Genomic DNA, 14,798 nt, shown 5'->3' on the forward strand with positions numbered 1-14,798 from the left:
ATGTTGTTACAAGCAGGGACGGAATTGTTGGGGCGCTACCATATCGTGCGGGCCATCGGCCAAGGCGGTATGAGCGCGGTCTATGCGGCCTTTGATCGCCAATTAAATACGCCGGTGGCGATCAAACACTTTCGCAATTCCGATCCTGCGTTGCATGCCAATCTCGACCGCGAAGCCCAGATTTTGGCCCGTTTGCAACACCCCGCCTTGCCCCGCGTCTATGATATTCGCCGCGAGCACGATGATGCCTATTTGATTATGGATTTGATCGAGGGCGACACCCTTGGCACATTGCTGACCCACCGTGGTAGCGGCTTTGAGCCGGCAACGGTGGTGGCGTGGGCGGCAACCTTGGCCGAGCCACTCAGCTATTTGCATCAACAAACGCCGCCGGTGATTCACCGCGACATCAAGCCGCATAATGTGATGCGCACGCCCGCTGGCAAGTTGATTTTGCTGGATTTTGGTTTGGCCAAGCAATGGTCAACTGGCCAGCAAAGCGTGATTGCCTATACCCTACCGTATGCCTCGTTGGAGCAAATTCAAGGCACGACCACGCTCGATCAGCGCAGCGACGTGTATGGCTTTGGTGCGACGCTCTATCATTTGCTGACCAATCGCGAGCCAGTCGATGCCTTGACGCGGGCCAGCGCGCAAATTTATGCCAACCCCGATCCCTTGCCCGTGCCGAGTAGCCTGAACAGCGCGGTCAACTCAGCGCTGGATCGCGTGCTGCTGGATTGTTTGGCGTTGCGTGCTCACGAACGGCCAGCGAGCATTCGTGATGTGGTGACGTTGTTGCAAGCGGCGCAAACCGCCACGGTCAGCGTGCCCATGGTGGCGGCGAATAGTGCTGGCCAACCAACGCTTCGGGTTGATGCCCAACTGCCAGATGGCGTGAGTTATGCGCCACCACGGCGGATTGATCCTCGGCCTGCTCCAGCCGCAACGCCTGCTCCGCCCCGCCAGCGGCGCTGGAGCGCCGCCGAGCAAATGAATCGTGCGCAGTGGAATATGCCTAGCTACGAACAATTATATGATGATCGTGCAGAATCTCGCTCATTTAGCCCCATCAATAATCAGCAATGGATGGTTACCCAACAAGAAAATAACAACCGGATGAATGCAATCTTGGATGATGAGGAGCTTGAAAATCCAACCAAAGTGATGAATGTTGTGTTTATCCTGATTATCTTGATTGTATTAGCGGCATTTGGTATCTACGCTTAGGGAGCGGTTATGAGTTTAGGAGTTGGTTCAATCTTGCTTGGGCGCTACCATATCGTGCGGGCCATCGGCCAAGGCGGTATGAGCGCGGTCTATGCGGCCTTTGATCGCCAATTAAATACCGCCGTGGCGATCAAACACTTTCGCAATTCCGATCCTGCGTTGCATGCTAATCTCGACCGCGAAGCGCAGATTTTGGCCCGTTTGCAACACCCCGCCTTGCCCCGCGTCTATGATATTCGCCGCGAGCATGATGATGCTTACTTGATTATGGATTTGATCGAGGGCGACACCCTTGGCACGTTGCTGACCCAGCGCGGCAGCGGCTTTGAGCCGGCAACGGTGGTGGCGTGGGCGGCAACCTTGGCCGAGCCACTCAGCTATTTGCATCAGCAAACGCCGCCGGTGATTCACCGCGACATCAAGCCGCATAATGTGATGCGCACGCCCGCTGGCAAGTTGATTTTGCTGGATTTTGGTTTGGCCAAGCAATGGTCAACTGGCCAGCAAAGCGTGATTGCCTACACCCTGCCGTATGCCTCGTTGGAGCAAATTCAAGGCACGACCACGCTCGATCAGCGCAGCGACGTGTATGGCTTTGGTGCGACGCTCTATCATTTGCTGACCAATCGCGAGCCAGTCGATGCCTTGACGCGGGCCAGCGCGCAAATTTATGCCAACCCCGATCCCTTGCCCGTGCCGAGTAGCCTGAACAGCGCGGTCAACTCAGCGCTGGATCGCGTGCTGCTGGATTGTTTGGCGTTGCGTGCCCACGAACGGCCAGCGAGCATTCGTGCTGTGGTGACGTTGTTGCAAGCGGCGCAAACCGCCACGGTCAGTGTGCCCATGGTGGCGGCCAATAGCGCTGGCCAACCAACGCTTCGGGTTGATGCCCAATTGCCAGATGGCGTGAGTTATGCGCCACCACGCCGTTTCGAGCCACGGTCTGCGCCAGCCGCAACCCCACTTCCACCACCACAGCGGCGCTCAATTTTTCGGCGCAATGTACTGGAACAGCTGAATTATGGTCAGTGGATGGTTCCACGTTTTGAGCAACCCTATGAGCTGCGCGAAGATCTAAATTCATTGAGCCAGCTGAATGATCCCCACTGGCTGATTGCCCGCGATGTAAGCAATCGCCGCATTAAATCGGCACTTGATGATGACGACGATGGGATTAGTCCAAGTCAAGTTGTGAATGTTATCTTCTTTCTTTTAATTATTATTGTTATCGGATCGTGTCCATTTTTGGGCTAGGGAGCAGTTATGAGTTTAGGCGTTGGTTCAACATTGCTTGGGCGCTACCAAATTTTGCGCTTAATTGGCCAAGGTGGCATGGGCACGGTCTATGCTGCTTTTGATCAACAGCTCAAACATCAACTGGCAATTAAATATTTTCGCGGCCAGGATGCGGTTTTTCAAAGCAATTTGGAGCGTGAAGCCCAATTATTGGCTCGCTTGCGCCACCCAGCCTTGCCCCGCGTCTACGATTTGCAGCGGGTTGGCGATGCTGCCTTTTTGATTATGGAGCTGATCGAGGGCGAGAATCTTGGTACGCTTTTGGCCCAACGTGGTGCTGCGTTCGAGCCAGATGTGGTGCTGGCGTGGGCCAATGCACTCGCTCCGGCAATCAGCTATTTGCATCATCAAACGCCGCCCGTGATTCACCGTGATATTAAGCCGCAAAACATTTTGCGCACGCCAGAAGGCCAATTGATGTTGGTCGATTTTGGCTTGGCCAAACAATGGGCTTCTTCAACCCAAAGCGTCGTTGCTTACACCTTAGCCTACGCTGCCTTGGAGCAAATTCAAGCGACTAGCCCGGTCAATCAGCGTAGCGATGTCTATAGTTTTGCCGCCACGCTCTATCATTTGCCCACCAATTGCGAGCCAGCAGATGCGCTTACCCGCGCCAGTAGCTTGATTAATGGTCAGCCTGATCCCTTACTCAGCGCTGATTTATTGAATTCCGCAGTTTCGCCGAGCTTAGCAGCAGCATTACATAATGGTTTGGCTTTAGCTGCGCACGAACGGCCTGCTAGCATCGATCAATTAATGCGCCAATTGCAACAGGGTTATCAGAATCAAGCGCTGCTGAGTAGCGCAGGCCAACCAACAATTGTGCAGCGCCAAGCAGTGCAAACGATTGCCTTGTCAACTGCCACCAAGCCCGCAGTTTCAGCCCAGCAAATCTTGCAACCGCAAAGAGCACCACAACAGATGACCTACCAAGAAACGACCGACATGGAAGATCCATTCACGCGCTTTATTGTTTTTGCTGCGGTTTTCATTGTGCTAGCCTTAATCGCACTTTGCTTCTACGGACAATCATTCTAACAATCCTCTGCTTTGGCTGATCTGCGCTGGGCAAGGTTTTGTGGTATGCTTGGCGTATTTGAGCTTTAAAATCAAAGGAGTCGCATCCGTGGCTGATTACAGCGCCTATATTGAAAAAAGTTTTCGTGAACATATTGCGATGGCCGAGCAGGTCTTGGCCGAACAATCAGCAACGATTAATGCCATGGCCAATGTGTTGATCGCATGCTATCAACAAGGCCATAAGGCTATTTTTTGTGGCAATGGTGGCAGTGCCGCCGATGCCCAGCACCTTGCCGCCGAATTTGTCGGGCGCTATTTGATCGATCGCCGCCCAATTCCGGCGCTAGCGTTGCACACCGATACCTCGACCTTGACCGCCGTCGGCAACGACTATGGCTACGATCAAGTTTTTTCGCGCCAAGTTCAAGCACATATGAATCCAGGCGATGTACTGGTTTGTTTGACTACTAGCGGCAACTCGCTCAATGTGATCAAAGCTGCTGAAGTGGCTCGCGAGTTGGGCAACCCAGTGCTAGCCTTGCTTGGTGGCGATGGCGGCAAGATTCTGCCATTATGCGACCATGCCTTGGTTGTGCCATTCAAATTGCCCTATCTGGTGCAAGAAATTTCGATGGTCGTTGGCCACTTGTTATGCGACCTGACCGAACAAGCCTTGTTTGCCAAATAACTGGCGTGATCGACGCAACGACGCAGCGATTGAATGATCGCTGCGTTTTTTAATTAAGTTTTTTAGGTGAGATTTAACGATGAGCCAAGCAGCTGTATTTATTGATCGTGATGGCACAATCAATGTTGAAGTGAATTATTTGCATCAGCCAGAACTGGTGCAACTTGAGCAAACGGTTGGCCAAGCAATTGCCCGCTTGAACCAAGCTGGTTTTTTGGTTTTAGTGGTGACAAATCAATCGGGCATTGCTCGCGGCTACTATAGCGCTGAGGATATGCAGGCGGTGCATCGGCGGATTAGCGAACTGCTAGAGCTATATGGTGGGCATATTGATGCTTGGTATTACTGCCCACATCATCCTGAGGTAACTGGCGAATGTGCCTGTCGCAAGCCCAACTTGGGCATGTTCGCGCAAGCCCAAGCCGAATTCACGATCGATCTCAGCCGTTCGTGGATGATTGGCGATAAACTGCTCGATGTGCAAGCAGGCATCAATTTAGGCGTGCCAGCGATTATGGTGCAAACCGGGTATGGCGCACAGCATCAACACGATTTGCCAGCCCATGCTATGCTGGTAGCAAATCTTAATGCTGCGGTCGACCTGATTGTGCAGGAGTAAGTATGCAACCTCAATCACCCCAACCACCACACCTTCAACAACAACCAACCGTTCAAATCGTGCCGCCATGGATGATTTCGGCTACCTTCGATTTGCCAGGCTTTCGGGTTGTGCAAAATCGGGGGATTGTGCGGGGCATTGTGGTCCGCTCGCGTTCAGTTTTTGGCACGATTGGCGCATCATTTCAAACGTTAGTCGGCGGAAATATTACCATTTGGTCGAAGCTGTGTGAGCAAGCGCGGCTCGAAGCGTTTGAAATTATGTCGTTGCATGCCGCTGAATTAGGCGCAAACGCCATTATTGCTATGCGCTACGATGCCACCGAAATTAGCGCTGGCGTGACTGAAGTGTTGGCATATGGTAGCGCCGTGATCGTCGAGCCAGTTCGCTAAAATTGACTATACTGATCGATTCGAGTAATAACCACAAACATGCCCTCACCCCAACTCCTCGCCCGTTGGACGGGAGAGGAGTTGGGGTGAGAGATCAGGTTTAAGCAAAACCCCCGTTGGAATAGCTCCAACGGGGGTTTATTTTGATTATTTGGCTATGATTTAGACGTTTTCGTCGTCTTCGTCGGTGCCGAGCAGCTCGTTCAAGGTTGGTTTGCGACCTTCTTCTGCTTGCAAGCGAGCCATCGCTTGTGCAAAGAGATCATCCTTCGGCCCGTTGCCGCTATCAATGTTGGTGACAGCAGTTAAGGCTTCGTCGAATGAACGTGGTGGCACTGGCTTGGGTTCGCTGGCGATTGCTGGCGCTGGCGTTGCTGCTGGCGTTTCGCGATCGGCTGGCGCGCTGGTGATTTGGGCAACGCGCAAGGCGGCTTCTTCGGCCAATTTGCGGCGTTGCTCCATGCCCGTGCCTGCTGGAATGAGCTTGCCAATAACCACGTTTTCCTTCAAACCACGCAGGTAGTCGATTTTGCCGTTGACGGCTGCTTCGGTCAATACGCGGGTGGTTTCTTGGAACGAGGCCGCCGACAAGAATGAGTCGGTCGACAACGAGGCCTTGGTAATCCCCAACAACACTGGCACTGCCAACGCTGGATCGCCACCTTGGCTCACAATCGAAGCATTGATGCGATTGAGTTCGTGCAGTTCGACCAATTCGCCTGGCAACAGTTCAGTATCGCCTGGCTCCTCGATGCGGACCCGCCGCAACATTTGGCGCACAATCACTTCAATGTGTTTATCGTTGATCCCCACACCTTGCGAACGATAGACCTTTTGGGCTTCGTTGGTCAGGTATTCTTGGACTGCTTCGCGGCCACGCAATTGCAGCATTTCTTGTGGGTCCGACGAGCCTTCGGTCATTTGCTGGCCAACTTGGACTAAATCGCCATCTTTGACCCGCAAGCGAGCGGCGTGGGCAATGACTTCTTCATGTTCTTCGATGTCTTTGGCTTGAATCACCAAGCGATCATCGTCGACATAGACATTACCTGCCAAGCCTGCGACCAATGGTGGGCGGCTGTCGCCGTCAATATTGCTTTCGGCCAAGAGGTTGCCAATTTCAACCGCATCGCCATTTTTGACGACCACGCGATAGTCTTTGGGCAACATTTGCTCGTCGGTATACACTTCCTCAGAGACGATGCGCAAGCGCCGAATGCCTTCTTCTTCGCGCACAATCTGGACGCGGCCAGCAATTTGCGCCAGCACGGCTTTACCCTTAGGAATCCGCGCTTCGAAGATTTCTTGCACCCGTGGCAAACCTTGGGTGATGTCTGTATCGGTTGCAACACCACCGGTGTGGAACGTCCGCAACGTCAGCTGCGTCCCTGGCTCACCGATTGATTGGGCTGCGATAATCCCGACAGCTTCGCCAATTTCGACCATCTTGCCAGTGGCAAGGTTACGGCCATAGCACTTGCGACAAATGCCATAATCGGCGTTACAGGTCAACACTGAACGGACATAGATGCCGAATTCAGCTTGGGCCTCTTTGTCGAGCGATTTCAGGACGTTGGCGATGTGTTTGCCATCATCTTCTAAGATTTCGCTATCAGTTGGGAAAACGACTTCGCCAGTTACTGGATTGGTGACCGGAGCCACCGTCACGCGCCCAATGATGCGATCTTCGACCGAGGCCAAAATATCGCGGCTGACGCGAATCCACATGCCTTCGGTGGTGCCACAATCTTCGATTGTCACAATCACATCTTGGGCAACGTCCACCAAACGGCGGGTCAAATAGCCAGCGTCTGCTGTCCGCAAGGCGGTATCAGCCAAACCTTTCCGGCCACCGTGGGTCGAAATGAAGTATTCGATAACGCTCAAGCCTTCGCGGAAGTTGGCGGTAATCGGCAATTCGATAATCCGTCCGGTTGGGTCGGTGGTCAAGCCCCGCATCCCAGCCATCTGGCGAATTTGCTCGACGTTACCACGCGCCCCAGAGGTTGACATCATCGAGACTGGCCCAAATGGATTCAACGAGCGTTGAACTTCAACCTTGATTTGGTTGGTTGCATCAAGCCATGCCGAAACCACTTCGCGATAGCGTTCGTCGTCGGTAATCAGACCACGGCGCTGCATCTTTTCGATGTCTTGCACCTTCTTGTAGGTTTCTTCCACAATCGCATTTTTGGTATCGGGAACTTCTACGTCCGAAGCCGAGAAGGTCATCCCGCCCAAGGTGGCGTGTTTGAAGCCCAAGGCCTTGATCCGGTCGGCCAAGCGAGCCGTTCGTTCTGAGGCATAGAAGCGCAACAACGATTCTTCCGAGGTCTCAGGGCCAAAGCGTTCAATTAATTCTTGATACACGTCGGCAATGATGTTCTCGCGTTGTGAGTGGAAGCGATAACAATCGGCAATCAAGGCCTTCAAGCCCGATTTACCAACCAAGAAGTTGCGATAGTGCAATGGCGAGCGATAGCCGTTTTCGCCAGCTTTTGGCTCGCCTTGGTAGCGCAACGCATTGTTGAAGATGATCCGCCCAACGCTGGTCTCAATTAAGACCCGTGGGGTTACACCATCCAACGATGGCAGTTCTTTATCGCGCAAATCGCTGCCTGGCAGAATGTAATCTTCGATCACAATCCAAACTGGCGCTTGAATATGCACGATGCCGTTGGTGTAGGCCAACAAGGCTTCGTCAATTGAACCAAAGCGCTTGCCGCCACCCTTGGCTCCAGGCCGAACTTGGGTCAGATAGAAACAACCCAACACGATGTCTTGTGATGGCGTAATAATGGGATCGCCAGTTGCAGGTGACAACAGGTTGTAGGTCGAGATCATCCGGCGACGCGCTTCTTCTTGAGCCTTGCGCGACAATGGAACGTGCACAGCCATTTGGTCGCCGTCAAAGTCGGCGTTGAACGCAGCACACACCAAGGGGTGCAATTGAATCGCCGAGCCTTCGATCAGCTTGGCTTCAAAGGCTTGAATTGACAAACGGTGCAGCGAAGGCGCACGGTTGAGCAATACCAAGTAGTCTTTGATGACTTCTTCGAGCACATCCCACACTTCAGGCCGTACCCGCTCGACGAAGCGCTTGGCTGATTTGATGTTGTGGGCAAAGCCTTTATCGACCAAGCGGCGCATGACGAATGGCTTGAACAATTCCAAGGCCATTTTCTTAGGCAAACCACATTGGTGCAATTGCAGGGTTGGCCCAACCACAATCACCGAACGGCCAGAGTAGTCGACCCGCTTACCCAAAAGGTTTTGGCGGAAGCGACCTTGCTTGCCCTTGAGCATATCGCTCAAGCTCTTCAGGCGATGCTTGCCCTTGCCACTGACTGGGCGGCCACGGCGACCGTTGTCGATCAAGGCATCAACTGCTTCTTGCAACATCCGTTTTTCGTTGCGCACGATGATTTCAGGTGCGTTTAGCTCCATCAAGCGCTTGAGGCGGTTGTTGCGGTTGATCACCCGCCGATACAGGTCGTTCAAGTCGGAGGTCGCAAACCGACCACCATCAAGCTGCACCATCGGGCGCAAATCTGGTGGAATCACTGGCAACACGGTCATAATCATCCATTCAGGACGATTGCCGCTCTTGCGGAATGCTTCAACCACGCGCAGCCGTTTGGTGGCTTTCTTGCGGCGTTGGCCCGATGAGCTTTGAACTTCGGCTTGGGTTTGATTCGACAATTCGTCGAGGTCAACCATCGACACAATGTCGCGCACCGCGCCAGCACCCATATCGGCCTTGAAGGTGTAGGGCGCTAAATCACGCAGAATCCGATATTCGTTTTCCGAAATGATTCGGTGTAACTGAATATCATCCAAGCGATCAAGCTTGTCTTTTTCTTCTTTGTTGAGATCTTCAAGCTGCTTGATCAGGGCCGTGGTCAAACGCTCTTGTTCAGCATCTGCCACCGATTGGCGTTGATCACGCTCGCCGTCGGCCAACAAACGCACGTTTTCGATTTCGTATTCGCGGCGTTGTTCAAGCTTTTCGCGCTCTTGATCGATCAACTGTTCGAGTTGTTCCAAGCTGCGCTCGCGTACTGGCTCGTTTTCTTCGAGCAGCACCGTACCACGATAAACAATATCTTCATCGGCTAATGCGTCGATGCCGATCAGTTCTTCGAGGTGTTCGCGCAATGCGTTGGCTTCGTCTTCGATTTCTTGACGTTGACGGGCAAATTGTTCATGCGTGCGCTCCAACGTGCCTTCCATGGCATTATCCATCGCCGCAAGGTCTTTGCTTAAACGGGTTGCCTTTTCGCCACGTTGTTCAAGGATTTTTTCTTCCAGATCTTTGCGCCGCACGCCAAAGTCGGTCTTCATTTGCTCACGTACATTGCCCAATGCCAGATCATCGACATCGGTAATAATGTATGAAGCAAAATAAAGTACCCGCTCAAGATTACGCGGCGATATATCTAAAAGTAAACCCAAACGCGATGGTGTGCCTTTAACAAACCAAATATGCGATACAGGTGAGGCAAGTTTGATATGACCCATGCGATCGCGTCGCACTTTAGATCGCGTGACTTCTACGCCACATTTATCGCACACAATGCCTTTATAACGCACACGTTTGTACTTGCCACAGTAACATTCCCAATCGCGCGTGGGTCCGAAGATTTTTTCACAGAACAAGCCATCGCGTTCAGGACGCAGGGTTCTATAATTAATCGTCTCTGGTTTTGTTACTTCACCGTGTGACCAGCTCAGGATGTCTTCTGGTGAAGCGAGACTGATGCGAATTGCATTGAATTCATTGATTTCGAGCATGGTTGAACGCTCCTCGGTTAAGGAAGATAGTTTGCAAAATGCAAGCGCATCTTCTCGGTAATTGTTCCCCGCTCAGGCGACTTCTTCGGTTGCCATTGCTCAAATTGCTGCGCGATAGCAGCTTTACGTGCTAGCATCAGGCCATTATTATTACGATATAGCCAAATTGCTAAACACTTAGCACGAATTGTGCTCCACTTGATGTAATAATTATTGCGATTATGGCTAATATTTGGTGCTGGTATTCCGGTCATTAATTCAATATATCTACCTGTTTCAAGCAGTAATTGCTGAGAGCCAGAATAAATTTGAATAACAGGCCGATCACCATTCCAAACTAAGGTACCATCACCATCAATAAACCCACGAATAAAATCCACGAGATATTCGGTTGGTACATTAGGAAAGCCTATAACATGCGATTTGTTTGGAATTCCTCCAAGGTTGAGTAGATCATGATACAAGCCTTGATTGCAAATGACCATTTCGTGACAGCTTGATTCTTTACGTACTTGGCGTAAAGCTGCTGTTGCACCCATAGTATTAGCAATAGTTTGTAAGTGTTCTATATCAATGCTGGCGATCTGAACAAGGTGACCACCATTTCTGGAATGAATTCGCATATATCCATCGGCCCACCAATAACCTAGAACATAGGCCATGGTTGGTGACCATGTGCGAAAGAAAGGGTTGCTAGCAGCAGGTCGAGCCATGGTAGCACCGTGCGATAACGAGGCGGTAGTTCACGTCATTGGGAACTACCGCGAGAGCAATGGATCGCAACCGAAGTTTAGAGTTCGCCTTTTTCCATCCCCGACAGGTTGATGCCGTCGAGTGAGATTAAGTCATCGGCTTCGCTATCGGTTAGCTCAACCGGGCGTTCATCAGCGGTCAACACATCGACCGACAGACCAAGCGATTGCAACTCTTTGATCAAGACCTTGAACGATTCTGGTACGCCGGCTTCGTTGATCGGATCGCCCTTGACGATCGCCTCATACGTTTTGACCCGACCAACCACGTCGTCGGACTTGACCGTGAGCATTTCTTGGAGAATATAGGCTGCGCCATAGGCTTCGAGCGCCCAGACTTCCATTTCCCCAAAGCGCTGACCGCCGAACTGTGCCTTACCGCCGAGTGGTTGTTGAGTCACCAAGCTGTAGGGGCCAGTTGAGCGAGCGTGGATCTTATCTTCCACTAAGTGCGCCAACTTGAGCATATATTTGTAACCGACGGTCACTGGATTATCGAATTTCTCGCCAGTACGGCCATCGTAGAGATCGATCTTAGCATCGGATGGTAAGCCTGATTCAGCGAGTGCTTTGACAATATCCTCATCGCGTGCGCCGTCGAAGACTGGCGTGGCAATGCGGAAGCCCAAGCGTGAAGCAGCCCAACCCAAGTGGGTTTCCAAAATCTGGCCGATGTTCATCCGGCTTGGCACAGCCAACGGATTCAAGACGATATCGACAGGCGTGCCATCTGGTAAGAATGGCATATCTTCGATTGGCAGCACACGGCTGACCACGCCTTTGTTGCCGTGGCGACCAGCCATTTTATCGCCGGGGCTGATTTTGCGTTTTTGGCAGAGCATAACGCGCACGGTTTGGTTGACCCCGACTGGCATTTCAGTCGTTTCATCGCGGGTAAAGACCTTGACATCAATGACTTTACCTTTGACCCCGTTGGGAACGCGCAAGCTACTATCTTTAACTTCGCGAGCCTTTTCACCGAAGATCGCCCGCAAGAGGCGTTCTTCAGCGGTCAGGTCAGTTTCGCCCTTGGGTGTGATTTTGCCAACCAAAATATCGTTTGGCTGAACATCAGCACCAACGTAGATAATCCCGCGTTCGTCCAAGTTTTTAAGGCTATCTTGGCCGACGTTTGGAATATCGCGGGTAATTTCTTCGGGGCCAAGTTTGGTATCGCGGGCTTCGACTTCATATTTTTCAATGTGAATCGAGGTGAAAATATCTTCGCGGACCAAGCGTTCGCTCACCAAAATAGCGTCTTCGAAGTTCCCACCTTCCCAAGGCATATAGGCCACGAGAATGTTTTGGCCAAGCGCAAGCTCGCCATTTTGGGTCGAAGAACTATCGGCGATGACCTCGCCAGCCCGAATTTTATCGCCAATAAAGACGCTTGGGCGTTGGTTGATACAGGTATCTTGGTTCGAGCGCAAGAACTTGAGCAATGGATAGGTGCGTTCGGTGCCATCGTTTTCGCGCACCAAAATGCGTTCGCTATTTGATGAAAGCACCACAGCATCGGCACGAGCCACAACCACCTGACCTGAGTCGCGGGCGGCTTTGTGTTCCATGCCAGTGCCGATAATTGGCGCGTCTGGGCGCAACAACGGCACTGCTTGGCGCTGCATGTTCGAACCCATCAAGGCACGGTTTGCATCGTCGTGTTCCAAGAACGGAATCAACGCGGTTGAAACGCTGACCACCTGCTTGGGCGAAACGTCCATATAATCGACAGAAGCGATTGGTGATTGGACGAAATCTTCAGCGTGGCGGCATGAAACCGTTGGGTCGATAAAGCGGAAGCGTTCGTCGAGCAAAGCGTTGGCTTGGGCAATAATGAACTTATCTTCTTCGTCGGCTGGCAAGTAGTCGGTTTCATTGGTGACAACTGGGTGAATTTTGATTGCGCGCAAGGGCAAATCGGCAATTTTGGTTGCCAAGGCCCGATCAATTTCGGTGCCAGTTTCAGCGATCAAATCGCCGGTCGCTGGGTTGACAATATCTTCGCGCAGCAACTGGCCATTCAGCACACCAATCGCAATGATCTTGGCTAATTCCTCGTCAACGCGAGCGCCAGCGCGGGCGATCAACTCGCCAGTGCTCAGGTGGCGGACATCGCGTGTGGTCATGCCGCGTTCAAGCCAAAGTGGCGTGTTATCGACTTCACGGTACACGCGGCGATATGGCGTTTCGAGGAAGCCCATTTCGTTGACGCGGGCAAAGGTCGACATCGTGCCAATCAGACCGATGTTTGGCCCTTCAGGCGTTTCGACTGGGCAGATCCGGCCATAGTGCGAGTGGTGAACGTCGCGAACCTCAAAGCCTGCGCGATCGCGGCTCAGACCACCAGGCCCAAGCGCTGAAAGCCGGCGTTTGTGGGTCAACTCAGCCAATGGATTGGTTTGATCCATGAACTGTGAAAGTTGCGAACCGCCGAAGAACTCGCGCATTGCAGCGACCACAGGCCGGATATTGATCAAGCCATTGGGCGTTGCTGCTTCTGGTTCTTGCAACGACATGCGTTCTTTGATGACCCGTTCCATGCGCAACAAACCGACGCGGAATTGGGTTTGAATCAATTCGCCGACGGTCCGCACACGGCGGTTGCCAAGGTGGTCAATATCGTCTGGGTTGCCAATCCCATTATTGAGATCGATCAAGCGCTCGACGATTTTGAACAAATCGGCTTTGCTCAGCACGCGCATGCTGAGGCTGGGAATTTCTTGGCCTTCGAAGAGGCGGCTTTTTTCCCAGAGATTGCGATTTAATTTATAGCGACCGACTTTGCCCAAGTCGTAGCGGCGCGAGTTGAACAGCAAGGTTTCCAATAACGAGCGAGCGTTATCGACGGTTGCTGGGTCACCTGGGCGCAAGCGCTTGTACAATTCCATAATCGCTTCTTTGGCATTGGTTGATGGATCTTTATCCAAGGTCGAAGCGATATATTGGTGGTCGCGGTTAACATCGACATTCGCGAACAAGGCCATAACTTCTTCGTTGAGGCCACATTGATCGAGTGGTTTCTCGCCGAACAAGCCCAGCACAGCGCGGATCAAGATGGTGACTGGCAACTTACGTTTGCGGTCGACCTTGACCGAAAGCACATCGCGCTTATTGGTTTCGAACTCCAGCCAAGCACCACGATTGGGGATCAACTTGGCGCTATGGAGCGAACGACCGCTGGTTGGCTCTTTTTCTTCTTTGAAATACACGCCAGGCGAGCGAATCAACTGCGACACAACAACCCGTTCTGCGCCGTTGATCACAAACGTCCCATTATTGGTCATCAATGGGAAGTCACCAAGGAAAATATCGCTTTCCTTGATTTCGCCAGTCGTTTTGACCTTCAACCGCACGCGGACACGGAGTGGCGCGGCGTAGGTCATATCGCGTTCACGGCACTCAAATTCGTTATAGCGGGGTTCGCCGAACTCGTAATCGCTAAACGAAAGCTCTAGGTTTTTGCCTGTGAAGTCGTCGATGGGATTAATTTCATCGAACAACTCACGAAGCCCCTCACGTTGAAACCAGCGAAACGAATCGATCTGGGTTTCGATCAACTTCGGTAATTCAATCGCATCGGTAATGCGAGCAAAACTCCGACGTGATGCGATCATCGCACGACCTTGGTCATCGCGGAAGATACTGGACGTGATCAGCGGTGGCAGGATAACAGTTGACTGAACTTGCGGCATCAGCTTCGCTCCCTAGCCCCGCAAAAGCACAAAATGCTCACCTCCAAACACCCGTAGTCAAAAATGCGACTTGTGGTTGTCCGGCTGCGAGTTTGACTGCTTTTGGCGGCAGCGCAACGAAAAATACGCCCAACGGCGTGGTATTGATATACATTCTTGGCGTGGATCGAAAGCCTCGTCCAAACACTACGAAAAGCTATTTTTGCAAAAGGAGATTATAACAGCAAGGTCGAGAGGTGTCAAGAGACAATACGAGGTTTAAACTTGCGGGCATTATACTCTTGCGCCCGAGAGAAGTCAACCCCTTTTTTTAGA

Annotated in this window: 9 protein-coding genes; 6 read left to right on the plus strand and 3 right to left on the minus strand. The window is 52.1% G+C overall.

All coding sequences use genetic code 11. The annotated features are described in order from the left end of the window. From JOD20_RS02850 to JOD20_RS02875, 6 genes are all read left to right on the plus strand, one after another. A complete protein-coding gene (locus JOD20_RS02850; RefSeq protein ID WP_204753814.1) occupies positions 1–1,230 on the plus strand; it encodes a serine/threonine protein kinase in 1,230 nt (409 codons plus the stop codon). A 9-nt stretch (positions 1,231–1,239) separates the two neighbouring features. Further along, positions 1,240–2,484, plus strand: a complete 1,245-nt coding sequence (locus tag JOD20_RS02855; protein ID WP_204753815.1) for a serine/threonine protein kinase — start codon at positions 1,240–1,242, stop codon at positions 2,482–2,484. Between the two features lie 9 nt (positions 2,485–2,493). Then, a complete protein-coding gene (locus tag JOD20_RS02860; RefSeq protein WP_204753816.1) occupies positions 2,494–3,564 on the plus strand; it encodes a serine/threonine-protein kinase in 1,071 nt (356 codons plus the stop codon). Between the two features lie 139 nt (positions 3,565–3,703). Beyond that, positions 3,704–4,234, plus strand: a complete 531-nt coding sequence (locus JOD20_RS02865) for a D-sedoheptulose-7-phosphate isomerase (protein ID WP_239583699.1) — start codon at positions 3,704–3,706, stop codon at positions 4,232–4,234. 79 nt (positions 4,235–4,313) lie between these two features. Beyond that, on the plus strand, positions 4,314–4,853 hold the full coding sequence (gene gmhB, locus JOD20_RS02870; protein WP_204753818.1) for a D-glycero-beta-D-manno-heptose 1,7-bisphosphate 7-phosphatase: 540 nt from the start codon (positions 4,314–4,316) through the stop codon (positions 4,851–4,853). A 2-nt stretch (positions 4,854–4,855) separates the two neighbouring features. After that, positions 4,856–5,245, plus strand: coding sequence for a YbjQ family protein (locus JOD20_RS02875; RefSeq protein WP_201783528.1), 390 nt, complete (start codon positions 4,856–4,858; stop codon positions 5,243–5,245). A 162-nt stretch (positions 5,246–5,407) separates the two neighbouring features. Here JOD20_RS02875 and rpoC read toward each other — a convergent pair whose 3' ends face one another. From rpoC to rpoB, 3 genes are all read right to left on the minus strand, one after another. Beyond that, positions 5,408–10,039, minus strand: a complete 4,632-nt coding sequence (rpoC, locus tag JOD20_RS02880; protein ID WP_204753819.1) for a DNA-directed RNA polymerase subunit beta' — start codon at positions 10,037–10,039, stop codon at positions 5,408–5,410. Between the two features lie 17 nt (positions 10,040–10,056). Beyond that, the gene (locus tag JOD20_RS02885) at positions 10,057–10,752 is read right to left on the minus strand and encodes an LAGLIDADG family homing endonuclease (protein WP_054536834.1); all 696 of its coding nucleotides are present in this window, start codon (positions 10,750–10,752) and stop codon (positions 10,057–10,059) included. A gap of 77 nt (positions 10,753–10,829) precedes the next feature. After that, entirely contained in the window at positions 10,830–14,483 is a 3,654-nt protein-coding gene (gene rpoB, locus JOD20_RS02890; protein ID WP_054536835.1) for a DNA-directed RNA polymerase subunit beta, read from the minus strand. Positions 14,484–14,798: the final 315 nt, after the last annotated feature.

Source organism: Herpetosiphon giganteus (assembly GCF_016907925.1).
In the GTDB taxonomy this organism is placed as follows: Bacteria; Chloroflexota; Chloroflexia; order Chloroflexales; family Herpetosiphonaceae; genus Herpetosiphon; species Herpetosiphon giganteus.